At 71.5% G+C, this 25,111-nt stretch carries 21 protein-coding genes; 10 read left to right on the forward strand and 11 right to left on the reverse strand.

Annotated elements, in window-relative coordinates; translation table 11 throughout:
• Positions 1–11 precede the first annotated feature (11 nt).
• The 7 genes from araD to ACZ56U_RS30085 form a co-directional block, all read right to left on the reverse strand.
• A complete protein-coding gene (gene araD, locus ACZ56U_RS30055; protein ID WP_469087104.1) occupies positions 12–1,745 on the reverse strand; it encodes an L-arabinonate dehydratase in 1,734 nt (577 codons plus the stop codon).
• A complete protein-coding gene (locus ACZ56U_RS30060; RefSeq protein WP_469087105.1) occupies positions 1,742–2,650 on the reverse strand; it encodes a dihydrodipicolinate synthase family protein in 909 nt (302 codons plus the stop codon). Before ACZ56U_RS30060 ends, araD begins: the two co-directional genes overlap by 4 nt.
• On the reverse strand, positions 2,647–3,315 hold the full coding sequence (locus ACZ56U_RS30065) for a GntR family transcriptional regulator (RefSeq protein WP_469087106.1): 669 nt from the start codon (positions 3,313–3,315) through the stop codon (positions 2,647–2,649). Before ACZ56U_RS30065 ends, ACZ56U_RS30060 begins: the two co-directional genes overlap by 4 nt.
• A 148-nt stretch (positions 3,316–3,463) precedes the next feature.
• Positions 3,464–4,216, reverse strand: coding sequence for an MBL fold metallo-hydrolase (locus ACZ56U_RS30070; protein WP_469087107.1), 753 nt, complete (start codon positions 4,214–4,216; stop codon positions 3,464–3,466).
• 52 nt (positions 4,217–4,268) lie between these two features.
• Positions 4,269–4,850, reverse strand: coding sequence for a TIGR03086 family metal-binding protein (locus ACZ56U_RS30075; RefSeq protein ID WP_469087108.1), 582 nt, complete (start codon positions 4,848–4,850; stop codon positions 4,269–4,271).
• Between the two features lie 184 nt (positions 4,851–5,034).
• Entirely contained in the window at positions 5,035–6,198 is a 1,164-nt protein-coding gene (locus ACZ56U_RS30080) for a hypothetical protein (protein WP_469087109.1), read from the reverse strand.
• The gene (locus ACZ56U_RS30085) at positions 6,195–7,226 is read right to left on the reverse strand and encodes a 5-dehydro-4-deoxyglucarate dehydratase (RefSeq protein ID WP_469087110.1); all 1,032 of its coding nucleotides are present in this window, start codon (positions 7,224–7,226) and stop codon (positions 6,195–6,197) included. The genes ACZ56U_RS30080 and ACZ56U_RS30085 overlap by 4 nt, the downstream gene beginning before the upstream one ends.
• A 236-nt stretch (positions 7,227–7,462) precedes the next feature.
• Here ACZ56U_RS30085 and ACZ56U_RS30090 point away from each other — a divergent pair, with 236 nt between their 5' ends.
• The 8 genes from ACZ56U_RS30090 (at position 7,463) to ACZ56U_RS30125 (ending at position 15,388) form a co-directional block, all read left to right on the forward strand.
• Positions 7,463–8,272 carry an NAD-dependent epimerase/dehydratase family protein gene (locus ACZ56U_RS30090; RefSeq protein WP_469087111.1) on the forward strand — a complete coding sequence of 270 codons (810 nt, stop codon included), beginning with the start codon at positions 7,463–7,465 and terminating at the stop codon, positions 8,270–8,272.
• A gap of 284 nt (positions 8,273–8,556) precedes the next feature.
• A complete protein-coding gene (locus tag ACZ56U_RS30095; RefSeq protein ID WP_469087112.1) occupies positions 8,557–9,324 on the forward strand; it encodes a DeoR/GlpR family DNA-binding transcription regulator in 768 nt (255 codons plus the stop codon).
• A gap of 101 nt (positions 9,325–9,425) precedes the next feature.
• Complete coding sequence (locus tag ACZ56U_RS30100; protein ID WP_469087113.1) at positions 9,426–10,796, forward strand: ABC transporter substrate-binding protein; 1,371 nt, start codon at positions 9,426–9,428, stop codon at positions 10,794–10,796.
• Positions 10,793–11,731: a carbohydrate ABC transporter permease gene (locus ACZ56U_RS30105; protein ID WP_469087114.1), complete on the forward strand. Its 939-nt coding sequence runs from the start codon at positions 10,793–10,795 to the stop codon at positions 11,729–11,731. The genes ACZ56U_RS30100 and ACZ56U_RS30105 overlap by 4 nt, the downstream gene beginning before the upstream one ends.
• The gene (locus ACZ56U_RS30110) at positions 11,728–12,564 is read left to right on the forward strand and encodes a carbohydrate ABC transporter permease (protein WP_469087115.1); all 837 of its coding nucleotides are present in this window, start codon (positions 11,728–11,730) and stop codon (positions 12,562–12,564) included. The genes ACZ56U_RS30105 and ACZ56U_RS30110 overlap by 4 nt, the downstream gene beginning before the upstream one ends.
• Complete coding sequence (locus ACZ56U_RS30115) at positions 12,561–13,550, forward strand: zinc-dependent alcohol dehydrogenase family protein (protein WP_469087116.1); 990 nt, start codon at positions 12,561–12,563, stop codon at positions 13,548–13,550. Before ACZ56U_RS30110 ends, ACZ56U_RS30115 begins: the two co-directional genes overlap by 4 nt.
• Before the next feature lie 338 nt (positions 13,551–13,888).
• Complete coding sequence (locus ACZ56U_RS30120; protein WP_307032334.1) at positions 13,889–14,113, forward strand: hypothetical protein; 225 nt, start codon at positions 13,889–13,891, stop codon at positions 14,111–14,113.
• 63 nt (positions 14,114–14,176) lie between these two features.
• The gene (locus tag ACZ56U_RS30125) at positions 14,177–15,388 is read left to right on the forward strand and encodes a TerD family protein (RefSeq protein WP_469087220.1); all 1,212 of its coding nucleotides are present in this window, start codon (positions 14,177–14,179) and stop codon (positions 15,386–15,388) included.
• Between the two features lie 182 nt (positions 15,389–15,570).
• Here the strand turns inward: ACZ56U_RS30125 and ACZ56U_RS30130 are convergent, their stop codons facing one another.
• The 3 genes from ACZ56U_RS30130 to ACZ56U_RS30140 form a co-directional block, all read right to left on the reverse strand.
• Positions 15,571–17,151 (reverse strand): TROVE domain-containing protein, encoded by a 1,581-nt coding sequence (locus tag ACZ56U_RS30130; RefSeq protein WP_469087117.1) that lies wholly within the window; start codon positions 17,149–17,151, stop codon positions 15,571–15,573.
• 495 nt (positions 17,152–17,646) lie between these two features.
• On the reverse strand, positions 17,647–19,095 hold the full coding sequence (locus ACZ56U_RS30135) for an alkaline phosphatase PhoX (protein WP_469087118.1): 1,449 nt from the start codon (positions 19,093–19,095) through the stop codon (positions 17,647–17,649).
• Between the two features lie 503 nt (positions 19,096–19,598).
• Positions 19,599–21,026, reverse strand: coding sequence for a hypothetical protein (locus tag ACZ56U_RS30140; protein ID WP_469087119.1), 1,428 nt, complete (start codon positions 21,024–21,026; stop codon positions 19,599–19,601).
• A gap of 319 nt (positions 21,027–21,345) precedes the next feature.
• On the opposite strand from ACZ56U_RS30140, the gene ACZ56U_RS30145 reads away from it, so the two are divergent.
• On the forward strand, positions 21,346–23,175 hold the full coding sequence (locus tag ACZ56U_RS30145; RefSeq protein ID WP_469087120.1) for an endonuclease/exonuclease/phosphatase family protein: 1,830 nt from the start codon (positions 21,346–21,348) through the stop codon (positions 23,173–23,175).
• A 70-nt stretch (positions 23,176–23,245) separates the two neighbouring features.
• On the opposite strand, the gene ACZ56U_RS30150 is transcribed toward ACZ56U_RS30145, so the two are convergent.
• Entirely contained in the window at positions 23,246–23,926 is a 681-nt protein-coding gene (locus ACZ56U_RS30150) for an antibiotic biosynthesis monooxygenase (protein WP_469087121.1), read from the reverse strand.
• A 111-nt stretch (positions 23,927–24,037) separates the two neighbouring features.
• Between ACZ56U_RS30150 and ACZ56U_RS30155 the strand changes: the two genes are divergently transcribed.
• Positions 24,038–25,006 (forward strand): YihY/virulence factor BrkB family protein, encoded by a 969-nt coding sequence (locus tag ACZ56U_RS30155; protein ID WP_469087122.1) that lies wholly within the window; start codon positions 24,038–24,040, stop codon positions 25,004–25,006.
• Positions 25,007–25,111 lie beyond the last annotated feature (105 nt).

Raw genomic sequence — 25,111 nt, forward strand, 5'->3', positions numbered from 1 at the left:
TTCGCTGTGGTTCAGCCCGCGTTGGGGTCCGCCACCGTGCCCGGGCGGGCGAGGAACTCGAAGTCGCAGCCGGTGTCGGCCTGCGTGATCTGCTCGTTGTAGAGCGCGCCGTAGCCCCGTTCGTAACGGACCGGCGGCGGCGTCCACTCGGCCCTGCGCCGCTCCAACTCCGCGTCGTCCACGTGCAGATGGAGAGCGCGTGCCTCGACGTCCAGGGTGATCCGGTCGCCGGTGCGGACCAGGGCGAGCGGTCCGCCGATGTACGACTCGGGGGCGACGTGCAGCACACACGCGCCGTAACTCGTGCCGCTCATCCGGGCGTCGGAGATCCGGACCATGTCCCGCACCCCCTGCTTGAGCAGATGGTCGGGGATGGGCAGCATGCCGTACTCGGGCATGCCCGGGCCGCCCTTGGGTCCCGCGTTGCGCAGCACCAGCACACTGTCGGCGGTGATGTTCAACGACTCGTCGTTGATGGTGCGTTGCATGGTCCTGTAGTCGTCGAAGACGACGGCGGGACCGGTGTGCTTGAGCAGGTGCGGCTCGGCGGAGATGTGCTTGATGACGGCGCCGTCCGGGCAGAGGTTGCCGCGCAGGACGGCGACCCCGCCCTCGGCGGCCACCGGGTTCTCACGGGTGCGGATGACGTCGTCGTCGTGCACGACGGCACCTTCGAGCTGCTCCCCCAGCGTGCCGTTGACGGTCGGCCGGTCCAGGTGCAGCAGGTCGGTGATCCGCGAGAGGAAGGCGGGCAGTCCGCCGGCGAAGTGGAAGTCCTCCATGAGGTACGTCTGTCCGCCGGGCCGCACGTTCGCCAGCACCGGGACGGTACGGGCGACGCGGTCGAAGTCGTCGAGGGTGAGCTTGGTCCCGGCCCGGCCCGCCATCGCGATCAGATGGATCACCGCGTTGGTGGAGCCACCGAGTCCGAGCACCGTGGTGACGGCGTCCTCGAAGGCGTCCCGGGTGAGGATCTCCGAGGGCTTGAGGCCGGTCCAGGCCAGCTCCACGGCCCGGCGCCCGGAGGCGGCGGCCATCCGCTCGTGCCCGGACTCCACGGCGGGGATCGAGGACGCGCCCGGCAGGGTCATGCCGAGGACCTCGGCCGCCGCGGTCATCGTGGAGGCGGTGCCCATGGTCATGCAGTGACCGGGGGACCGCGCCAACCCGCCCTGGAGTTCCCGCAGTTCGCAGTCGGTGAGGTTGCCCGCGCGGTGCTCGTCCCAGTACTTCCACATGTCGGTGCCGGACCCGAGAGTCTCCCCGCGCCAGTGTCCCGGCAGCATCGGGCCGGCGGGCACGAAGATCGAGGCCACGTCGGCGGAGGCCGCGCCCATGAGCAGCGCGGGCGTCGACTTGTCACAGCCGCCGAGCAGGACCGCCGCGTCGATCGGATACGACCGCAGCAGTTCCTCGGTCTCCATCGCGAGGAGGTTGCGGTAGAGCATCGGGGTCGGCTTCTGGTAGGTCTCCGAGAGGGTGGAGACCGGGAACTCCAGCGGGAAGCCACCCGCCTGCCACACCCCCCGCTTGACCGCCTCGGCGCGCTCGCGCAGGTGGACGTGGCAGGGGTTGATGTCGGACCAGGTGTTGAGGACGGCGATCACCGGGCGCCCCCGGTACTCCTCGGCCTCGTAACCGAGCTGGCGCATCCGGGCGTTGTGCGACCAGGTGCGCAACTGGCCCTCGGTGCCGTACCACTGGTGGCTGCGCAGTTCCTCGGGGCGTTTTCTCGGTGCGCTCACAGGGACCACCCGGCGGCTATCTCGGCGACCTCGGCGCGTTCGTCCTCGGGCAGCGGCTTGCTGGGCGGGCGGACGTCGCGGCGGCACAGGCCGAGGGAGGCGAGGGCCTCCTTGACGACGGTGACGTTGTTGGCGGAGCCGTTGGCGGCCCGCAGCTCCTCGAAGCGGCGGATCTGCTCCCAGACCTTCATGGCGGCCGCGAAGTCCCCGGCCCGGAGCGCCTCGATCATGTTCAGCGAGATGGCCGGGGCGACGTTCACCAGCCCCGAGGTGAAGCCGGTGGCGCCCGCCGAGAAGTACGAGGGGGCGTAGGGCTCGGCGAGCCCGGCGACCCAGACGAATCTCTCCAGACCCGCGTCCCGGGCGAAGGCGGCGAACCGCGCGGCGTCCGGCACGGCGTACTTCACGCCGATGACGTTCGGGCAGTGGTCGGCGAGTTCGGCGAGGCGGGCGCCGACGAGCTGCGCGTTGCGGATGTACGGCACGACGCCCAGCTCGGGCACGGCCTCGGCGATCGCGCGGTGGTAGTCGACCCAGCCGGCCTGGGAGACGTACGGGTGGACGGGCTGGTGGACCATCACCATCTGCGCGCCCAGCTCCCGGGCGTGCCGGGCGGTGGCGACGGCCGTCGGCACGTCGTGGCCGACCCCGACGAGGATCCCGGCGCGGTCGCCGGCCTCGTCGACCGTCAACTCGGTGACGAGCTGCCGTTCCTGGGGGGTCAGGGCGTAGAACTCGCCGGTGTTCCCGTTGGGGGTGAGGGTCGTGATCCCACCGTCGAGGAGACGACGCAGCAGGGCCCGGTGGGTGTCCTGGTCGACGGTGCCGTCCTCGGCGAACGGTGTCACCGGGATCGCGACCACGTCGGCCAGGGCCGCCCGCTGGGTCTCGAACGTCGTTGTCATGCCTGACCGTCCTCTCCCTGGGGCTCGGACCCGGCGTCCGGGAAGGCCCGTTGCACGAACGACGCGATGTGCGCGTGGAGGGCGCGGGCCGCGCCGTCGGCGTCACCGGCGAGGGCGAGCCGCAGGATCTCCCGGTGCTCACCGGCCTCCCGCTCCCAGGACGGCGAGGCAGCCCAGGCGACCGCGGAGACCAGCGCCGCCTGGTCGCGGACCTCGTCGAGCATCCGGCCGAGCAGCGGGTTGCCGCACGGCAGGTACAGGGCGCGGTGGAACTCCCGGTTGGCCAGGGAGCGTTCGGCGGTGTCGGTCGCCCCGTCGGCGCGGGTGAGCGCTTCGCGGGCCTCGTCGAGGGAGGCGCCGCGCTTCACCGCCCGCTTCAGGGCCTCGGGTTCGAGGAGGAGCCGGACGTCGTAGACCTCGCGCGCCATGTCCGCGTCCACCATGCGCACCGTGACGCCCTTGTACTGGTTCATCACGACGAGCCCGGTGCCGGCCAGGGTCTTGAGCGCCTCGCGCACCGGAGTCTTGGACACCCCGAACTGTGCGGCGAGCTCGGTCTCGACCAGAGCCTGCCCCGGCGTCAACTGGCCGGTGAGGATGCGGCGTTTGATCTCCTCCAGCACGAACTGCGTGCGGGAGGGGATCGGCGTGGGCACAGAGGTCATGCGCGCCTCTCGGATCTTCGCGGGCGTATCTCGCGTATGAGATCTCGCGTATCGCGTCTCATATATGACGTACGAAGTACGACGCGTTGAACCTAGGAGGGGGGCCGTGTTCCGTCAATGCTTCTGACAGAAGAAGTTGACGTTGCCGTCAGACGGCGTGCGTCTCACGGACGCGGGCGGTGGCGGTGGGGCCGCCGAAGACGGAGGCGGCGCGCACGGTGGCGTCCTCGGGGGTGAGGGTGGGGCCGACGTGGGTGACGAGAAGGCGGCCGACCCCTGCGCGGCGGGCCGTCTCACCGGCGTCCTCGGGGGTGAGGTGAACCTGTTCACCTTCGCGATGTGCGTCGATGTCGGCCTCGCACAGGAACAGGTCGGCGTCGCGGGCGAGTTCGGTGAGGGCGGCACAGGGCCCGCTGTCCCCGGAGTACGCGAGGACGCGGCCGGCGCTCTCGGCGCGCAGCGCGTACGCCTCGACGTCGTGGGCGACGGCACGGGAGGTGAGGATGAGATCGCCGTGCCGGACGACGTGGCCGTCGTACAGGGTCCGGAAGTCGAGGACGCCGCTCAGGAAACCGGTGTCGGGCCGCCCGAAGAACCCGGCCAGACGCCGGTCGCACCCGGCGGGCGCGTACACGGGGACGGGCCTCGGCGGGGTGAGCCCTCCGTAGGCCAACCCGTAGACGGCGGCGAGCAGATCGGCGCTGTGATCGGCGTGCAGATGCGAGATCCAGATCGCGCCGAGCCTCGCCGGATCGGTGTGCCGCCGCAACTCCGCGAAGGTCCCGAACCCGGCGTCCACCCACACCTCGGCGCCGCCGCCCCGCAGCAGATAGCCGGAGGAGGGCGTGTCCGGGCCGGGGTGCGGAGAGGCGGTACCGAGGACGGTGAGGGTGAGAGACATGCGGGGAGCGTAGGTGCCCGCTCCCCGCGGCGCCTCTGAATACCAGCTGCGCCTACGGTCGCCGCCACCCCGGGTCGCGCCCGCTCAGCCCGATCGCCCGGTCCAGCAGCGGCGCGCCCTCCGGCACCGGCACCACGGGACCGAAGATGCCGCCGCCGCACTCGTCGTCCTTGGTGGCCGCGAGGAGGAAGTCGTACGCGGCCTCCAGGGCCGCCGGGTCCGGTTCGTACGGGAGGCCGGTCGCGCGGGCCAGGTCCCAGGCGTGGACGACCAGTTCGTCGACCGCGACGGCGGCGGCGACCTCGCCGGGCAGGTCGACCCCGCCCGCCCGGGTCATCCCGGTCCACGCGTCCGGTGCCCGCCAGGCCTCGGCGAGTTCGTCGAGGACCTTGGGCAGTTCCTCGCGCCATCCGGGACCGATGTCCGGCACGGCCGACGCCGGGTCGGTGTCGGTCGTCGGCCCGAGGTCCTTGCGGGCGGCGTCGCGGAAGGCGACGGTCAGGCCCAGCAGGTGGCCCAGCAGATTGCGGACCGCCAGGTCCGGGCAGGGGGTGGGGTCCGCCAGCTGCTCGTCCCGCACGGCCTGCGCGAGGCGCGCCACGATGCGGGTCTGAGGGCCGAGGTCGAGAGTCATGCGCGCTCCTCCGGGACAGGCACCCGTCGGGGTGGGTGCCCTTCGGAAGATGGACCGACGGCGACCCCGGAACTCATCGGCGTACGGAAGACTCGTCGCCACAGGGAAGCCGCAGGGAAGCCGCAGGGAACGCGCAGGGGAAGCCGTCGGCCCCGCGCGCCCCCTGAGGCGCCGTCCCGCCCTCTCAGAGGCCGGCGAGAGCCTCGCGGACCCTCTCCAGGTCGCCGTCCGACGCCAGCCCCGCGTGGTAGAGCCGCATTTCGGTGGCGCCCAGCTCACGCGCGCGTGCCGCGTCCGCCGCGAGGGTGCCGGGGCTGCCGCCCATCCCGGAGACCACGCCGAAGTTGGCGGCGATCACCGCGCCCTCACGGCCCTGCTCGGCGAACGGCGTCAGCAGGCCCGGCCCGCCCGCGCACGGCACGACCACGCCGTCCGCCACGGACAGGATGTGCGCGGGGTCCACGCCCGGGTTGGCGCCGACGTGGTAGGTCACCGGGTCGGCGTGCAGCAGGATCTGGAAGCCCTCCGGGGCCGCCGCGCGCACCGCCCCGACCGCCGCCTCCTGGAGGGTGCGGGCGCTCCCGTCGCGCCACGCGCGCGTGGCCGCCGCGTTCTGCGAACCGAGCAGCTTCTCGACGCCGGCCCAGCCCCCGTCGTCCGGCGCGCCCTGCCACAGCGGCTCCAGGGCCCGCCGTACGGCGGCCGCGAGCGCGTCGGCGTCCAGGCCCTGGGCGGCGTATCCCTCGCGGCAGACCGCGCAGAAGCAGAGCGCCATCAGGTACATCCCGGCGTCGCCGAGACCGACGCCGCCGGTCTTGTCGTGGGCGTGCAGATGCTGAAGGCCGTACCAGCCGAGGGACTCCAGTTCGGTGCCGCGCGCGCCCGGCCGTACCGCCGCCTCGGCGGCCAGGTCGACGAGGTACGCGCGCGTGGCGGGCTGGGCGATGCAGGGGGCCCAGGGGTAGCGGTCGCCGTAGGCGTTGACGACGGAGGTGTCCGGGTGTTCGGCGCCCAGGCGGGAGTTGTGGGCGAGGACCACCCAGGAGTGCACCTCCAGGCCCGCCTCCGTCAGCGCCGCCGCCGCCTCGCCGAACGCGTCGCCCGGGGCCCAGTCACCGGCCGCGTAGGGGCGCAGCTCCCGTCCCTGCCAGCGGTCGTCGGTGGGGTACAGCACGGACGCGTGCTCGGCGGTGACGATGCGGCGCCGCGGGTGGCGGGGCGTCAACGCGCGCGTGGAGTGGTAGGCGGCGGCGAGCGTCACCTGCCGCACACCGAGGGAGGCGATGCGCGCGGCGGCCTCGGGGTCCCCGTTGACGTCCCAGGGGTAGACGAATGTCGACGCCTTCACTTGGTGCCCTCCTCCAGCGGCGCCGCCGTCCGGGTGCCGCCTTCCGACGGCGCCCCCACCTGGGCGCCCTCTTCCCGCGGCGCCGTCCGCGCGCCCTCCTCCAGCAACGCGTAACCGCGGTCGATGATCCCCGCGAGCCGCTTCACATGGTCCTCGGTCGGCTCGTGCAGCGGCGGCCGGACCTCCCCCACGTCGAGCCCGCGCAGCCGTACACCGGCCTTGACCAGGGAGACGGCGTACCCGCGGCCCTCGGCGCGCAGTTCGACGAACGGGCGGTAGAAGCCGTCCAGGAGTCGCTCGGCGGTCGCCGTGTCGCCCGTCTCCAGCGCCCGGTGGAAGGCGAGGGCGATCTCCGGGGCGAAGCAGAACACCGCGGAGGAGTAGAGCGGGACGCCGACGGCACGGTAGGCGAGCTGGGTCTGCTCGGCGGTCGGGAGCCCGTTGAAGTAGAGGAAGTCGCCCGGGACGTCGGTGCGCACGGCGCTGACGATCCGCTGCACGAGGTCCAGGTCGCCGAGGCCGTCCTTGAGCCCGATGATCCCGTCGGTGCGGGCCAGCTCGACCACCGTCCGCGGCGTGAACACGGCGTTGTCGCGCTGGTAGACGATGACGGGCAGCGCGGTGGCGGCGGCGATCTCCCGGTAGTGCCGCAGCAGCCCCTCCTGCCCGGCGATCACGAGGTACGGCGGCAGCGCGAGCAGTCCGTCCGCCCCGGCCGCCTCCGCCAGCCGCGCGTACCGCACGGCGAGCGCGGTGCCGTACCCGGTGCCCGCGACGACCGGGACCCGCCCGGCCGTCTCCGCCACGGCCGCTCGGACGCAGGCCTCGAACTCCTCCGGTGCCAGCGCGTGGAACTCCCCGGTGCCGCAGCAGGCGAAGACCGCGGCGGCCCCGGCGTCGACGCCGCGCCGGACGTGCGCGCGATAGGTGTCGAGGTCGACGGAGCCGTCGGGGGCGTAGGCGGTGACGGGGAAGAACAACGGGCCGCTGGGGATGCCGAGTCGGGTGGCGAGGTCGGCAGACGTCACGGGCTCTCCCTGGGACGAGGAACGGATGCGTGCGGACAGCGAAAGCGTACGGGATTCTGATTGAAGTTTATGGTTATGAACAGCGGTCGCACCACCCTTGTCAAGGCCGCACCCTTGACGAGGCCGCGCACTGATCCTTAACTTGTCCATGAATGTGAATGCCGTGCGCCCTTGCGGCCGTCGGCCGCTCGTCGATCGCCACCGCCCCTCCCCCGCAGCCCCAAGGAGAACCGAGGATGCCAGCGCCCCGCACCGTTCTGCTCACCGGCGCCGCCGGCGGGGTCGGCACCCTGATGCGGGAGCTGCTGCCCGCGTACGGCTACGAGCTGCGCCTGCTCGACCTGGTCCCCATCGAGGGCGAGCCGGACGCGATCGTCGCCGACCTCGCCGACCGGGAGGCCGTGCGCGAGGCCGTACGGGGTGTCGACGCGATCATCCACCTCGCGGGCATCTCCCTGGAAGCTTCCTTCGACAAGATCCTCAAGGCGAACATCGAGGGCACCTACCACCTGTACGAGGCCGCCCGCGAGGAGGGCGTGCCGCGGATCGTCTTCGCCTCCTCCAACCACGCGGTGGGCTTCACCCCGCGCCCCCAGGGCGACGAGCCGCTGATCCCGATCGACACCCCGCGCCGCCCGGACACCTTCTACGGCCTGTCCAAGTGCTTCGGCGAGGACCTGGCCCAGCTCTACTGGGACAAGCACGGCCTGGAGACGGTGTCGGTGCGCATCGGCTCCTGCTTCCCGGAGCCCACCAGCGTGCGCATGCTGTCGGTCTGGATGAGCCCCGCCGACGGCGCCCGGCTCCTGCACGCGGCGCTGACCGCCGAGGACGTCCAGCACACCGTCGTCTACGGCTCCTCCGCCAACACCCGCCTGTGGTGGGACCTGAGCACCGCCAGGGCGCTCGGCTACGACCCGCAGGACGACTCCGAGCCCTATGCCGAGAAGCTGATCGCCGAACAGGGCGAGCTGGACCCCGACGACATCGCCCACGCCAACCTGGGCGGCCACTTCGTGAGCGACCCGCCGATCTGGCCGCACTGACGGTCACAGAACGGACCGGCCCGCGGGTCGATACGGGCATCGCGGGCGCCGTGGATCGTGGCGCGCGGCGCCACGTCCAGGGGCGCGGGGAACTGCGCGACCAGCCACGACGAGCCCGCGGCCGCCACACAGCCGCACCCTCCGAGCCCGTAGGCCCGCTCCGCCCGAACGGGCACACCCGGTCACGATCGCCGCCGTAACAGACCTGGTCACCGCCACTCACCCGCTGTAGAACTTCCTCCATAAGGCCCGAACGGGCAGTACCACCGGGGAAGGCGGGTGACATGACCGGCACCGCAGAGGACCGCCAGCGGCACATCGTGCGGGCCGCCCGCACCACAGGCGCCGTGGACGTCAACACGCTCGCCACCCAGCTCGGCGTGGCGAAGGAAACCGTGCGCCGAGACCTGCGCGCCCTGGAGGACCACGGCCTGATCCGCCGCACCCATGGCGGCGCCTACCCCGTGGAGAGCGCCGGCTTCGAGACGACACTCGCCTTCCGCGCCACCAGCCACGTCCCCGAGAAACGCCGGATCGCCACCGCCGCGGCCGAGTTGCTCGCCGACGCCGAGACGGTCTTCGTCGACGAGGGCTTCACCCCCCAGCTCATCGCCGAGGCCCTGCCCAGGGACCGCCCCCTGACCGTGGTCACCGCCTCCCTCCCGGTCGCGGGCGCCCTCGCCGAGGCCCCGAACACCAGCGTCCTCCTCCTCGGCGGCCGGGTCCGCTCGGGCACCCTGGCCACCGTCGACCACTGGACGACGAAGATGCTGGCCGGTTTCGTCATCGACCTCGCCTACATCGGCGCCAACGGCATCTCCCGTGAACACGGCCTCACCACCCCCGACCCCGCGGTCAGCGAGGTGAAGGCGCAGGCGATCCGGGCCGCGCGCCGCACGGTGTTCGTGGGCGTCCACACCAAGTTCGGGGCGGTCAGCTTCTGCCGGTTCGCGGAGATCGGCGTGTTGGAGACGATCGTCACGAGCACGCTGCTGCCCTCGGCGGAAGCACACCGCTACTCCCTGCTCGGCCCCCAGGTCATCCGAGTCTGATTTTCCAACCCACCCGGTCCCCCGAAGTCCAGAAGTCCAACCGAGGGCACCCCCTTGCCAGACGGGCGCCCTGAATCTCCCCATACGTCCAGGAGCGATCCATGCGAACCCAGAGCCGACGACGGCCACCGCGAGCGAGGCTCGCCCTGGCCGCCGCAGGGACGCTGCTCGCCCCGCTGCTCTCCGGCTGCTGGGCCGGGGCCGGCGGGGCGGGGTCGGGCGGCGACGCCATCAACGTCCTGATGGTCAACAACCCCCAGATGACCGAGCTGCAGAAGCTCGCCCCCCGCTTCACCGAAGAGACCGGCATCGAGGTCAACTTCACCGTGCTGCCCGAGAACGACGTCCGCGACAAGATCAGCCAGGACTTCGCCAACCAGGCGGGCCAGTACGACGTCGCCACCCTCTCCAACTACGAGATACCGATCTACGCCCGCAACGGCTGGCTGCGCGAGATGGACTCCTACGTCGCGAAGGACCCGGCGTACGACGAACAGGACGTTCTGAGGCCCATGCGCCAGTCCCTGACCGGCGACGACGGCAAGCTCTACGGCCAGCCCTTCTACGGCGAGTCGTCCTTCCTGATGTACCGCAAGGACGTGTTCGCCCAGGCCGGTCTGACCATGCCGGCCCACCCCACCTGGACCCAGGTCGCCGACCTGGCCGCGAAGCTGGACGGCGCCGAGCCCGGCATGAAGGGCATCTGTCTGCGCGGACTGCCGGGTTGGGGCGAGGTGATGGCCCCCCTGACGACCGTCGTGAACACCTTCGGCGGCACCTGGTTCGACAAGGACTGGAAGGCCCGGCTCGACTCCCCCGCCTGGCAGAGGGCGACCGAGTTCTACGTCGGCCTCGTCCGTGAACACGGCGAGTCGGGAGCGCCCCAGTCGGGCTTCGCCGAGTGCCTGAACAACATGACGCAGGGCAAGGTCGCGATGTGGTACGACGCCACGAGCGCCGCCGGTTCCCTGGAGGCGAAGGGCTCCCCCGTCAAGGGCAGGATCGGCTACGCGCCCGCCCCCGTCGAGGAGACCAGGTCCTCCGGCTGGCTCTACACCTGGGCCTGGGGGATCCAGGACGCCTCCCGCAACGCCGACAAGGCCTGGAAGTTCGTCTCCTGGGCCTCCGGCAAGGAGTACGAGCAGCTGGTCGGCGACGAGATCGGCTGGTCCAACGTCCCGGCCGGCAAGCGCGCGTCGACGTACGCCAACCCCGCCTACGTCAAGGAAGCCGCCGCGTTCCAGGAGATGACCAGGGAGGCCATCGAGGGCGCCCGGCCCGACAACCCGGGGGTGCAGCCGCGCCCCGCGCCCGGCATCCAGTTCGTCGGCATCCCCGAGTTCACCGATCTCGGCACCAAGGTCTCCCAGGAGATCAGCGCGGCCATCGCCGGCCGCCAGTCCGTGGAGTCGGCGCTGGAGAAGTCCCAGCGGCTCGCCGAGAAGATCTCCGAGGAGTACGAGGGACGATGACAGCGACCACGACGGCCCCCGTGGCCGCGACCCCCCTGCGCACCGCCCGCCCCCCGTCGGCCCGCCTGCGCACCTGGGCCACCCGCGCCCCGCTCCTGCCCGCCCTGATCTTCATGATCGTGGTCACCCAACTCCCGTTCGTGGCCACGCTGGTGATCTCCTTCTTCGACTGGAACGCCCTCTACCCCGACGCCCGCCGCTTCACCGGCGTCGACAACTACCGCCAGGTCCTCACCGACGCCGACCTGCGCCACTCCGTGGGGACGACCGTCCTGCTGACGGCGACCGTGGTCCTGGTCAGCCTGGTCCTCGGCCTGGTCCTCGCGCTCCTGCTGGACCGCCGCTTCCGTGGCCGCGGGGTGGTCCGCACCCTCCTGATCGCCCCCTTCCTCGTGGTCCCCGTGGCGGCGGCGCTGCTCTGGAAGCACGTGCTCTACAACCCTGAATACGGCCTGCTCAACGGGTTGTTGCACTATGTGGGCGGCCCACAACCCGACTGGATCTCCCGCACCCCGCTCCTGGCGGTGGAGGCCTCGCTCGTCTGGCAGTGGACCCCGTTCATGATGCTGATCCTGCTGGCCGGCTTGCAGAGCCGCGACCCCCAGCAGATCGAGGCGGCGAAGGTGGACGGCGCGAGCGACTGGCAGATCTTCCGCCACCTCACCCTCCCCCACCTGCGCCGCTACCTCGAACTGGGCGCCCTGCTGGGCTCGATCTACATCGTCCAGAACTTCGACGCGGTCTTCACGATCACCTCCGGCGGCCTGGGCACCGCCAACCTCCCCTACACCGTCTACCAGAGCTTCTACCAGGCCCACGAGAACGGCCTCGCCTCGGCCGCGGGCGTCCTGGTGGTCATCGGCTCGATCGTCATCGCGACCTTCGCCCTGCGCGTGGTGTCGTCACTGTTCCGTGAGGAGGCGGGTCGCGCATGAGCACAACGACCGTGCGCCGCAAGGGCGTTGGCCTGGGTCTGCTGGCCTGGCTGCTGGGGGTGGTGTTCTTCCTCCCCATCGCGTGGATGGCCCTGACGTCCTTCCACTCCGAGGCGGACGCGGCGACCAACCCGCCCTCCTTCGGGGCCGCCCTGACCCTCGACGGCTACCGTGAGTTCTTCGGCACGGGCGGCGGCGCGAGCCCCTGGCCCGCGCTGATCAACTCGACCGTGGCATCGGTGGCGTCGACGCTGTTGGTGCTGCTGCTGGCCCTGCCCGCGGCGTACGCGCTGTCGATCCGTCCGGTGAGGAAGTGGACGGACGTCCTGTTCTTCTTCCTGTCGACCAAGATGCTGCCGGTGGTGGCGGGCCTGCTGCCGATCTACCTGTTCGCCAAGAACACCGGGATGCTCGACAACATCTGGCTCCTGGTCATCCTCTACACCTCCATGAACCTGCCGATCGCGGTGTGGATGATGCAGTCCTTCCTCGCCGAGGTGCCGGTGGCGATCATCGAGGCGGCCCGGGTGGACGGGGCACGCCTGCCGACGATCCTGGCACGCGTGGTGGCCCCGATAGCCCTGCCGGGCATCGCCGCGACCGCCCTGATCTGCTTCATCTTCAGCTGGAACGAACTGCTGTTCGCCCGGGTCCTGACGGGGGTCGTCGCGGAGACCGCCCCCGTCTTCCTGACCGGCTTCATCACCAGCCAGGGCCTGTTCCTGGCGAAGGTGTGCGCCGCTTCGCTCGTCATCTCCCTGCCGGTGCTCGCCGCGGGGTTCGCCGCCCAGGACAAACTCGTCCAGGGCCTGTCCTTGGGAGCCGTGAAATGAGGGCCGCCGTCATCGAGTCCGTCGGCAGGGCAGTGGTCACCGAGGTCCCGGACCCGACGCCGGGGCCGCGCGAGGTGGTGGTGGAGGTCGCGGCCTGCGGCCTGTGCGGCACCGATCTGCACATCCTCCAGGGCGAGTTCGCGCCGAAGCTGCCGATCGTGCCGGGACACGAGTTCGCGGGCGAGGTGGTCGGCGTCGGCACCCAGGTGACGGAACTGTCGGTGGGCGACCGGGTGGCCGTCGACCCGTCCCTGTACTGCCACGAGTGCCGCCACTGTCGTACCGGCCACAACAACCTCTGTGAACGCTGGGCCGCGATCGGCGTGACCACGGCCGGGGGCGCGGCGCGGTACGCGGTCGCGCCGGTGGCGAACTGCGTACGGCTCCCCGAGCACGTCCGCACCCAGGACGCGGCCCTGGTGGAGCCCCTGTCCTGCGCGGTACGCGGCTACGACGTCCTGCGCTCCCGTCTCGGCGCGCACGTCCTGATCTACGGCTCCGGGACGATGGGTCTGATGATGCTGGAGCTGGCGAAGCGGACCGGCGCGGCGAGCGTGGACGTGGTGGACGTGAACCCGACCCGTCTGGAGACGGCCCGTCGGCTGGGGGTCTCGGCGGCGGCGGTGAACGCGGACGAGCTGGACCGTCCGCGGGGCTGGGACGTGGTGGTCGACGCGACGGGGAACGGGGCGGCGATCCAGGACGGCCTGGAGCGGGTGGCGAAGGCCGGCACGTTCCTCCAGTTCGGCGTGGCGGACTACGCGACCCGGGTCACGATCGACCCGTACCGCATCTACAACCAGGAGATCACCATCACCGGCTCCATGGCTGTCCTCCACAGCTTCGAACGCGCGGCGGAACTCTTCGCCAACGGTGTCCTGGACCCGGAGATCCTCATCAGCGACCGCGTCCCGCTGGAGCGGTACCCGGAGGCACTGGACCAGTTCGCGGCGGGCGTGGGCAGGAAGATCGTGGTCGTGCCGTAGGCCTTTTCCTCGCCCCCGCCGCCCTTACCCGTTCCCATCCCCAGGGGCTACCGCCCCTTCACCCCCGCTCCCGCTCCCGCTCCCGCTCCCAGGGGGCGCTGCCCCCTGGACCCCCGCTCCTCAAACGCCGGAGAGGCTGAATCAAGCTCAGCTCCTGCGGGGGCATCGCCTCTCGACGCAGGCCCAGGCAAACTCAGCCCGTCCGGCGCTTGAGGACGAGGCCCGTTCAGGGCCGATGCGGGGGTCCGGGGGCGGCAGCCCCCGAGGACGGGACGGGTAGGGGCGGCGGGGGCGAAAACCATTGGGGCCCGCCCCCACCGGCCCCCTACCATCCCCGCATGCCAAGCCCCCAGGGATTCCACTACGAGGCCCACACCAACGGAACCGTCCACATCACCCACCACCACCGCCCCGCCACCACCCTCCACGGCCCCCGAGCGGCCCAGTTCCTCGCCGAGGTCGAATCGTCCTCCGACCCCCAGCTCGTCATGGCCCGCTGGACCGGGAACTACAAGCGCGGCAACGAACGCACCGCCCGCAACCACCCCAGAAACCGCCGCTGACCCGATCGCTCGCAGGTAAGGGAACGGCAAAGCGGGCTCGATCGTTCACCCGGCATGACAGCTATGACCCCCGGCTCGAACATCCCTCTCTCCGCCGCGCGCGTGACAGTGGACGTCGCCGCTCCGGTGCGGCTCGACGTATCGGGCCTGCTGCTCACCGCCGACGGCAAGGTGCGCTCGGACGACGACTTCATCTTCTACAACCAGCCCAACGGCCAGGGCGTGACGTATCGCGCGGGCGGTGGCTCCGCCCCCGACGCGATCGTGGTCGACACCGCCGCGCTCCCGCCCGGCATCGAGAAGATCGTCGTCACCGCCAGCCCGGACGCCGCCGGCCAGACCTTCCAGGGCATCGAACCGACGGCGACGATCCGCAGCGCCGACGACAACTCCGTCATGGCCACCTTCACGCCCCCGCAGCTCGGGGCCGAGACCGCCCTGGTGGTCGTGGAGATCTACCTGCGCAACGGCGCGTGGAAGGCCCGCGCGGTCGGCCAGGGGTACGCCAACGGCCTGGCCGGCATCGCCACCGACTTCGGCGTGAGCGTGGAGGAGCCCGCCCCGGCGCCCGTCGCCCCGCCCCAGCCGGTCGCCCCGGCCCAGCCCGTCGCCTCGCCCCAGCCCGTCGCCCCGGCCCAGCCGGTCGCCCCGCCGGTGACCACGCCCCCGCCGCCGCCCGCGCAGGCGCCCGGCACCGGGAAGATCAACCTCGACAAGGGCCGCGTCAGCCTCCAGAAGAACCAGACCGTCTCGCTGGTCAAGGGCGGCCGCCCGCTGCTCTCCTCGGTGAAGATGGGCCTCGGCTGGGAGCCGGCGTACCGCGGCAAGGACATCGACCTGGACGCCTCGGTCATCGCGTACGGCCCGCAGCGCAACCACGTCGACAGCTGCTACTTCGGCAAGCTCCAGATCGTCGGCGGCGCCATCCGGCACTCCGGTGACAACCTCACCGGCGAGGGCGGCGGCGACGACGAGGTGATCACCGTGGACCTCGGGCAGCTGCCGCAGGAGGTCACCGGTCTGGTCTTCACGGTCAACTCCTTCTCCGGGCAGAAGTTCACCGAGGTCGCCAAGGCCTACTGCCGGCTGCTGGACGGCACCACCGGCGAGGAGCTCGTCCGTTTCGACCTCACCAGCGCCGAGCCCCAGACCGGCGTGATGATGGCCAAGCTGATCAAGCAGTTCTCCGGCGAGTGGGAGATGACGGCGATGGGTGACTTCGTGAAGTCGCGCACGGTACGCGGCATGGTGAAGCCGGCCGCCCAGGCGCTGTAGCCGTCAGGGGTCCGGCCCGGTTCCCGCGGGCCGGACCCGCCAGGATCCAGAACAGCGTGCCGTTCCCGTGCGGCGCCGACCGGCCGCCCGGGCCCGGGCGGGCAGCCAGGCGGAAACGGCAGGCGCCGCTCAGGGGTGTGGCCCGCACTCCCCGTGAAAGTGCGGGCCACGCTCGTCAGGGCTCAGACGGCCCAGGGCCAGTCGGCGTCGCGGGCGCTCTCCAGCAGCGGAGCCATCCGGAACGCCGCGTCCGTGAGGCCGCCGAAGGTGTGCCGGTTCGCCTTGCCGGACGGGCCGTGACCCGCTCGGTAGCCGGCCAGGTTCCAGGTGTAGACCGGGACATGGGCCGGGACCTGCTGGGTCGGGTCGCCGTGCCGGTTGAAGGCGTACTGCTCGTCGGTGACGATCAGCACCCGGTCCTGCCCCCGGTAGTGCGCCCGCACCGCCGAGGTGGTGTCGGTGCCGCCCAGGTCGCCGAAGCGGCCCAGGATCTTCAGCACCGATTCGCCCTTGTCGTACGGCAGGTTCCGGCTCGTGGTGCCGAACTCGACGAGGTCCGCCCGCTCGGCCCGCAGCGCCAGCGCCGTGCCGAAGATCGCCGCGGCGTCCGCCCGGTTCAGCTCCGAGCGGTCCGACAGCCGCGCCCACATCGAGCCCGAGCGGTCGACGAGGACCAGCGTCCGCCCCGGCAGCGCGGGCACGTTGGCCAGCGAGTGGCCGAGCGCCTGCTCCAGCGGGTACGCCCAGCGCAGCGAGGGCGCGTGCTGGTACGCGGCGAGGTACCGGAAGGGGAACTGCCGCGACCGTACGACCTCGGCCGGGTCACTGATCCGTGCCGCCACCTGGGCCGCGACCTCGTCGCAGACCCCGGCCTGGTCGAAGTTGCGCAGGTTGCGGACGAGCGCCATGGCACCCATGGACGGGATCACGGCCTCCCAGGCCGCCTTGTCCATCGGGCCCTGGAGCCAGCCGGCCAGCGCCTCCCACGTCATCCCGGCCGCCGCGAGCCGCTCGGCACCGCCCTCGGAGGTGACGACCGCACGCCGCCGCTCGACGGGCAGCGCCATCAGCTCGCGGTGCGCGGTCAGCACGGTGTTCGACACGGGCGGCACGGCCGTGTCCGGGTTGTGCCGGCGGTCCAGCGCGTACCGGAACAGCTCACCCTGCCACGGCTTGTCGGGGTCCGGGGACGCGTGCACCAGGTTGAGGATGTCGCCGAAACGGTAGCCCTTGGACGCGGTGTCGTACTTCAGCAGCGACCTGCCGCTGTAGAGCCGCCGCACGGCGTCGGCGATGCCGCGCTTGACGGGCTTGGGCACGTTACGGCCGTAGGTCGCCGTCCAGTACGCGAGCAGCTCGCCGGGCTCGTCCGGCCGGCGCAGCACGGAGTCGACGACCTGCCGGTTGGACGGGCCGCCGGTGGCACCGGCCGCCAGCCGGGCGTGCACGTACTCCGCGGCGCCCACGATCGAGGCCGTCCGCAGGTTGCCCTCGCCGCGCAGCCAGCCGAGCAGACCGGCCGTCCACTCGGGATCGGAGACGGCGAGCTCACGCACGAGCTTCGCGAAGCGCGCGTCACGGTCGTCGCCGGTCTCGTAGAAGGTCTTCTGGGCGACGAAGTTGGCGACAGCGAGCAGGAAGAGCTCGGAGCGCTTGTCCCGCTCCCGGCCTCGGCCGCCCTCGAAGGTACGGAGCAGGCGCCCCGTGGACGTCACGCGGGAAGTGGGCTGGGCCTTGGCGGCTCGCCTGTTGAATCGCGACATGCTGAATTCCCCCGAATTCATGGAAGGTTCGGAGGGAGGCACAGCAGAAGGAGGGTGTCCGAGGTCGAATTCGACTGCGGTGACTATAAACTGGCGCGTCTTTCGTTCCGCCACATCGACCCTGGGCCGATGACGGGATTTGAACCCGCACCCTCCGCGAGGAGGACCAGTTCCCTGAAGTATCCGCCGCCTGCGCACCGGACACCCACCATGAGCTGCGCCTCCCGAGATCAAGTCGGCTGCGGCATCGGATTCTTTTTGGAGAAGAAGTAGCCGCGGCCTGCGCACCGGGAGGTGCATGAAGTTGTGGTGTCCAGAGTTCAGGTCGGCGGAACCGACATTAGGTGCTCTAACCCCTGAGCTACACCGGCATGTTGTACCGGTGGCGGGACTCGAACCCGCGGCCGCCCCATTATGAGTGGAAGTAGGTCCTGCCTTCGCACCTGGACATTCATCACTCTAGGAGGGGAGCCGCGGGACGGGCGAGCGAATTAATCAGCCGCGCTTCTGGCGCTTCCAGGGGCCGGTGATGGCGAGCATGATGCCGGGCGTCTGGATGTTGGCGTACAGGGTCCGCCCGTCGGGCGAGAAGGTGACGCCGGTGAACTCGCTGTACTCGGGCTGGTCTTCGGTGCCGATGTTGAGTTCGTTGCGGGCGATGGGGTAGGTGCGGCCGCTGTCGGTGGCACCGAAGAGGTGCTGGACGCCCTCGCCGTCCTCAGCGATGACGAGGCCGCCGTAGGGGGAGACGGTGATGTTGTCGGGGCCGTCGAAGGTGCCGTCCTTGGACGGGTCGGGGTTCACGCCCAGTAGGACCTTCAGCGTCAGGGTGCGGCGCCTGGGGTCGTAGAACCAGACCTGGCCGTCGTGCTGGACGGGGCTCTCGGCGCGGGCGAAGGAGGAGACGATGTAGGCGCCGCCGTCGGCCCACCACATGCCCTCCAGCTTGCGGGCGCGGGTGATCTCGCCGTCGGCGAACTGCTTGCGGACGGGGACGGACCGGGCGTCGCGGTCGGGGACGTCGACCCAGTCGACGCCGTAGACCGTGCCGACCTTCGTGGCGCGGGAGAGGTCGTCGACGAACTTGCCGCCGGCGTCGAAGCACTTGGGGGCCTGGAGGACACCGGCGTCGTCGGCGAGGGTACGGAACGTGCCGCGGCCGTAAGTGAAGCCCTTCGGCGGGGTCCAGCGGAAGAGCAGGCCGTTGGGGTTCGCGGCGTCCTCGGTGAGGTAGGCGTGGCCGCGCTTGGGGTCGATGACGACGGCCTCGTGGTCGTAACGCCCGAAGAACTTCAGGGGCTTGGGGTTCTGGTTGGCGCGGCGGTCGATGGGGTCGACCTCGAAGACGTAGCCGTGGTCCTTGGTCATGCCGTTCGTGCCGGCCTTGTCGGAGTTCTCCTCGCAGGTGAGCCAGGTGCCCCAAGGGGTGCGCCCGCCCGCGCAGTTGGTGGAGGTGCCGGCGATGCCGACCCACTCGGCGACCCGTCCGTCGGGGCGCACCTCGACGACGGTGCAGCCGCCGGACGCGGCGGGGTCGTAGACGAGGCCCTCGGTGAGCGGGACGGGGTGCGGCCAGTTGGCGCGCGGGCCCTTCAGCTCGTGGTTGTTGACGAGGAGGGTGGTGCCGCGGGGGCCGTCGAACGTGGCCGTGCCGTCGTGGTTGGAGGGCGTGTACTCGCCGGACTCCAGCCTGGTCTTCCCGCTGTGGGTGATGACGCGGTACGTGAATCCGGCGGGCAGGGCGAGGATGCCGTCGGGGTCGGGCACGAGCGGCCCGTAGCCGACGCCGCCGTGCCCGTGACCGTGGCCGTCCGCCTCGCTCTCGGTGTCGGTGGAGGCGAGGGCGTTCGGCGCGGTGGCGAGGGCGCCGACGCTGCCGGCGAGGGCGACCCCGGCACCGGTGATCGCGGACTTCCTGGCGAAGTCCCTGCGGGTGAGCGACATGGTGTCTCCTGAGACGGTGGGTGTGGCCTGGGAGGGTGGGGGACCTCGGGTCGGCGCCACCGTCCCGCCCACGTCTGAACGGAGGTTGAACACAGGGCGACGCCCTCGGCCCCGCTTCCGTGAATCCGTACGCCACCCCACGCGCAGCCCCGCGACCCCATGTCCACCGGCCCCGGCCCAAGCCCCGGCCCGGGCCACACACCGACCGCACCGCCACGACCGGTCGCCGACAGCCGAGTCGACAACCGAGCCGACACTGCCAGCCGACACCGACGGCCGCGCCGACACCGACAGCCGCGCCCTGCCACCGTCTCCGCCACCCGGTCACCGGCCGCGACCACACCCACCGCGCCGCCACCGCCCGGCCGACCACCGCGCCGCCACCACCAACCGGCCGACCGCCGCACCACCACCGACCGCAGCGCCCCGCACCGGCCCCCGCCCCCGCCCCCGCCGCAACGCCCGCAAAGCCAGCGCCAGCGCAGGCGCAGCCGCGGCTTCCGTCACCCCCCCTGCTGCGAGCGCGCCTTGAACGCCGCCTTCCGCGCTTCCTTGGCGACCTTCTTGTCGGGGTGCAGCCGCCCCATCGCCTCGAGCACGTCCGCGGTGGCGGGGTGGTCCACCCGCCAGGCGGCGGTGAAGAACCCGCTGTGCTGCTGGGCGAGTCCCTCAACCAGTGCCCTCAGTTCGTCGGAGTTCCCCTCGGCCGCCAGCTGGGCGGCGACCGTGTCGACGGTGAGCCAGAAGATCAGCGCCTCTGACGGCGGGGGTACGTCGGAGGCGCCCTGCTCGGTCAGCCAGACCCGGGCCAGACCGCCGAGCTCGGGGTCGTCGAGGACCTCCCGCAGCGCGGGCTCGGCCGTGCCGCCGACGAGGGTCAGGGCCTGCTGGCAACGCAGCCTGCGCAGCGGGGCGCCCGAGTCGCCGCCCCGGGCCGCGGCGAGCAACTCCCGTGCCGCGGCGAGGGGTTCGCGTCGGGCCAGCCACTGCTCGGTCTCGGCCTGGGCGGCGGCGGGCGGGAAGTGGGCGGTTCCGTCGAGCAGCGCGTCGGCGCCCTTGTCGGCGAGGTCCCCGACCGCGGGTGCCTCGAACCCGGCCTCCAGCAGCCGGGCCCGCAGCCCGTACAGCCCGAGCGGGGTGAGGCGCACCATGCCGTACCGGGAGACGTCGGTGTCGTCGACCGGAGCGGCGGGCTCCTCGTCGGGGTCGGCCATGAGCGCCTCGTCGACGGGCTGGTACTCGACCAGACCGACCGGCTCCAGGAGCCGGAACTGGTCGTCCAGGCGCATCATCGCGTCGGAGACCTGCTCCAGGACGTCGTTGGTGGGCTCCCCCATGTCGCTGGGGACGATCATCGACGCGGCGAGCGCGGGCAGCGGGACGGGGCCTTCGCCGGGCCCGTCCTCGTTGACGGTCAGCAGATACAGGTTGCCGAGCACCCCGTCGAGGAACTCCGCCTCGGCCTCCGGGTCCCAGTCGAGGGCGGAGAAGTCGATCTCGCCGCCGTCGTCCATGGCCCCGACCAGGTCGTCGAGGTCGGGCACGCTCGCGTCGGCCAGCACCGTCTCCAGGGCCGCCTGCCACACGGCGAGCACGTCGTGCGGGGTGCCGCCGGTCAGCAGGGCGAGGTCCTCGCCCGGGGTGACGCTGCCCTCGTCCTCGTCGGTGAGGGCGACGAGCCCGGTGTCGACGGCGACCCGCCAGGCCTCGCTCGCGTACGCGGCGGCGTCGTCCCCGGTCAGGCCGAGCACCTCGGCGGCGGCGGGCAGCTGCTCCTCGACGAGCCCGCCGCCGGCGTCGACGCGGGTGTCGGGTCCGGCCCAGCGGGCGAGCTTGGCGGCCCGGGACAGCAGGGGCGTGGACAGCGCGTCCCGCGCCAGCTCCGCTTCGGGGTGCAGCCGCACCGGCGGCAGGGAGGAGCTGTCTGACATCGGCTGGTTCTCCTAGAGACGCGTCGTACCACTCGTCGGCAGGGTCGCGCGGCGGCTGGGACCACCGAGCCGCCGGACCACACAGCCGCTCAGCCTAGACGGATTTCCACCCATGCCGCCCGGTTCATCTCTCCGTCGGGCCCCGTACATGGCCGAAACCTTGACAAGTGGCCTGACCAGGCAGGAGATTACGCGCGTAGAAATCTGCTGGTCATCTGTTCCCTGTATTTTCTACGCGCGTCGCACCGCCCCACCGGTTCGGCTCCACACACGTTTCACCCTCGTCCCGGCGCCCACGTACGTCCCCGGAGGGATCCCGTTGCCGAGCAAGTCCACCGCGCGCCTCGCCGCGCTCACCGTCGCCGCCGCCTGTTCCGCGGCGTCCACCCTCGTCCTGACCTCCCCCGCGCACGCGGACTCCGTGCGTATCCACGACATCCAGGGCACCACGCGGATATCCCCGTACGCGGGCAAGGCCGTCACGGATGTGTCCGGAATCGTCACCGGCATCCGTGCCTACGGCTCCTCCAAGGGCTTCTGGATCCAGGACCCGGACGCCGACGCGAACCCGGCCACCAGTGAGGGCGTCTTCGTCTTCACCAGCTCCACCCCGAAGGGCGTCGCCGTCGGCGACCTCGTCACGGTGTCGGGCACGGTCTCGGAGTACGTCCCCGGCGGCGCCTCCTCCGGCAACCAGTCGATCACCGAGATCACCAAGCCGGCGTTCACCGTCGTCTCCAGCGGGAACGCCGTGCCGGCCGCGAAGGTCGTCGACGCGAGGTCGGTGCCGGCCGCGTACACCCCGGCGGGTGACAGCGCCGCGAACAACTCGATCAACGGTCTGACCCTGGAGCCGTCGAAGTACGCCCTGGACTACTACGAGTCCCTGGAGGGCGAGAACGTCCAGGTCGCGAACGTGCGCGTCGTGGGCGCCACCGACCCGTACACCGAGCTGTGGGTCACGGTGAAGCCTCGGGAGAACGCGAGCCCCCGCGGCGGTACGGTCTACGGCTCCTACACGTCGCAGAACACCGGCCGGATCCAGATCCAGTCCCTGGGCGCGACCTCCGCCTTCCCCAAGGCGAACGTCGGTGACGTCCTGGAGGGCGCGACCACCGGCCCGTTGGACTACAACCAGTTCGGCGGCTACACCCTGGTCGCCCACACGATCGGCACGCTGAAGAGCGCCGGTGTGGCCCGCGAGACGACCGAGAAGCAGAAGAACGGCGAGCTGGCGGTCGCGACGTACAACGTCGAGAACCTCGACCCGTCCGACGACACCTTCGCCGCGCACGCCGCCGCGATCGTGCACAACCTCCAGTCGCCCGACATCGTGTCCCTGGAGGAGATCCAGGACAACAACGGCGCCACCAACGACGGTACGGTCGCCGCCGACCAGACGGTGCGCAAGCTGATCGACGCGATCGCGGCCGCGGGCGGCCCGACGTACGACTGGCGTTCCATCGACCCGGTCAACGGCACCGACGGCGGCGAGCCGGGCGGCAACATCCGCCAGGTGTTCCTGTTCAACCCGGAGCGGGTCTCCTTCACGGACCGCGCGGGCGGCGACGCCACGACGGCGGTCGGCGTGACGAGGGAGAGGGGCAAGGCGGCCCTCACGGTCTCCCCCGGCCGTATCGACCCGGCCAACGCGGCCTGGGCGAACAGCCGCAAGCCGCTGGTCGGCGAGTTCGTCTTCCGCGGCCGTACGGTCTTCGTGATCGCCAACCACTTCAACTCCAAGGGCGGCGACTACGGTCTGACCTCGGCGACCCAGCCGGTGCCGCGCAGCTCGGAGACCCAGCGCCACCTCCAGGCGACCGCGGTGAACACGTTCGTCAAGGACATCCTGGCCACCCAGAAGAACGCGGACGTCATCGCCCTCGGCGACATCAACGACTTCGAGTTCTCCGACACGGCCAAGATCCTGGAGGACGACGGCGCCCTGTGGTCGGCGATCAAGTCGCTGCCGAGGAACGAGCGTTACTCGTACGTCTACCAGGGCAACGCCCAGGTCCTGGACCAGATCCTGGTCTCCCCGTCGATCCGGCGCGGCTGCGACTTCGAGTACGACAGCGTGCACGTCAACGCGGAGTTCAACGACCAGATCAGCGACCACGACCCGCAGGTGCTGCGCTTCAAGCCGTGACTCCCCCTCGGTCAGGGCTGGTCGAACACCGTGTTCGGCCGGCCCTGCCAGGCGGTCCCGCGCTCCCTGCTCAGGGGACCAGTCCGAGCACATGCTGGTACCGGCTGCCGGTGAAGCCCAGGACACCGGGGTACGTCCGCACCCGCTCCCACTGCGGCGACTCGGCCCCGCCGATGGCCTGGTCGTAGGCCTGTTCGCTCTCCCACTCGGCGTAGTTCAGCACATGCGTGCCATCGGTACTGAGATGGAAGTGCGCGGAGATCAGCCCCGGGTCGGCGTCCGGCCCGCCGAGGGCGTCCACCACGAGGTCCACCCAGTCGGCCCGCTTCTCGGCAGCGTCCGGCGCGAAGTCGATGCGGACGGTCACGACCAGACCGGGCTCCCGGGTGTCACCGGCGGACCGGTGATGACTGCGCCGGAGCCGGTAGCGCTCCAGCCGGACCCGCTCGATGCCGGGCACGGCGGTGTCGATCTCGTCGTTGCGTTCCTGGCGACGGGTCCTGAAGAAGGCCTCGTACCCCTCCTCGCTGCGCCACTGGGAGTGGTGCATCAGCGTCGTACCGTCGTGACCGGCGTAGACGTGGTAGCCGAGCAGCTCCGCGCTCCCCCAGGGCCGGCTCTCCCAGGTGCGGGCGATGGCCTCGACGGCCCGCGCCTGCCGCTCGGGGATCCCCACCCGCCAGGTGCTGAAGAACGGGGCGCCGGTACGGGGGTCGGTCAGGTCGGGATGGGTGTCGGTACGACGAGTCATGGTGGACTTCTCCGTTCGCTCGCGAGGGATGCGGTGCCCACCCTCCAACCTCAACCGAGATTCAGGTCAAGCCCGCGCTTCACCGCGGGATTTCGGGAGACTCGCCCGCTCATGGACGAGGATGAGAAGGACGACACGGACAGTCCCTCCGAGCTGCCCGCACGGTCCTGGCGGGCGGTGGTGCGGCGCACGGCGACGGAGTTCCTCGACGACGAACTCTCCGACCGGGCGGCCGCGCTGACGTACTACGGCGTGCTGTCGCTGTTCCCCGCGCTGCTGGTGATGGTGTCCCTGCTGGGCGTGGTCGGGCAGAGCGCCACGGACAAGATCCTGGACAACATCGGGGACCTGGCCCCGGGCCCGGCGCGGGACATCCTGCGGGACGCGGTGGTGCAGTTGAGCGACACCGGCGGCACCGGCAGCGTGCTGGCCGTCGTCGGCCTGCTCGCCGCCCTGTGGTCCGCCTCCGGATATGTGGCCGCGTTCATCCGGACGTCCAACGCGGTGTACGACCTTCCCGAGGGCCGGCCCGTGTGGAAACTGACGCCGCTGCGGCTGGTGTTGACCGTCGCGCTGATGCTGATGCTCTGCGCGAGCGCGGTGATCGTCGTCTTCACGGGCCCCCTGGCGGAGCGGGCCGGTACCGCGATCGGCCTCGGCGACGCGGCGATCGCCCTGTGGGGCATCGCCAAGTGGCCGGTCCTGCTGATCCTGGTGATCATGATGATCGGCCTGCTCTACTGGGCCGCCCCCAACGTGCGTGGCCGCGGCTTCCGTTGGATCTCCCCCGGCAGCTGTCTGGCCACCCTCGTCTGGCTCGTGGCCTCCGCCGGCTTCGCTCTCTACGCCGCCAACTTCGGCTCCTACAACAAGACGTACGGCACCCTCGCCGGCGCCGTCGTCTTCCTCGTCTGGCTCTGGCTGTCCAACCTCGCCATCCTCCTGGGCCTGGAGTTCGACGCGGAACTCGCCCGCGAACGAGCCATCAGCGAGGGCCAGTCCCCGACGGAGGAGCCCTACGTGGAACCCCGCGACACAAGGAAGTGGCCCCGCACGTGGAAGGCGGCCCGAGAAGCCTGACGGTCCTGCCGTGCGGGTTCACCGGGGCGGCTCGCAGGCGGCCCGGTGAACCCGCACGACGACGCCGACCGGTCGACGATCACCGGTCGGCGTCCCCCACTCACC

This window comes from Streptomyces sp. NPDC034103, assembly GCF_055575395.1.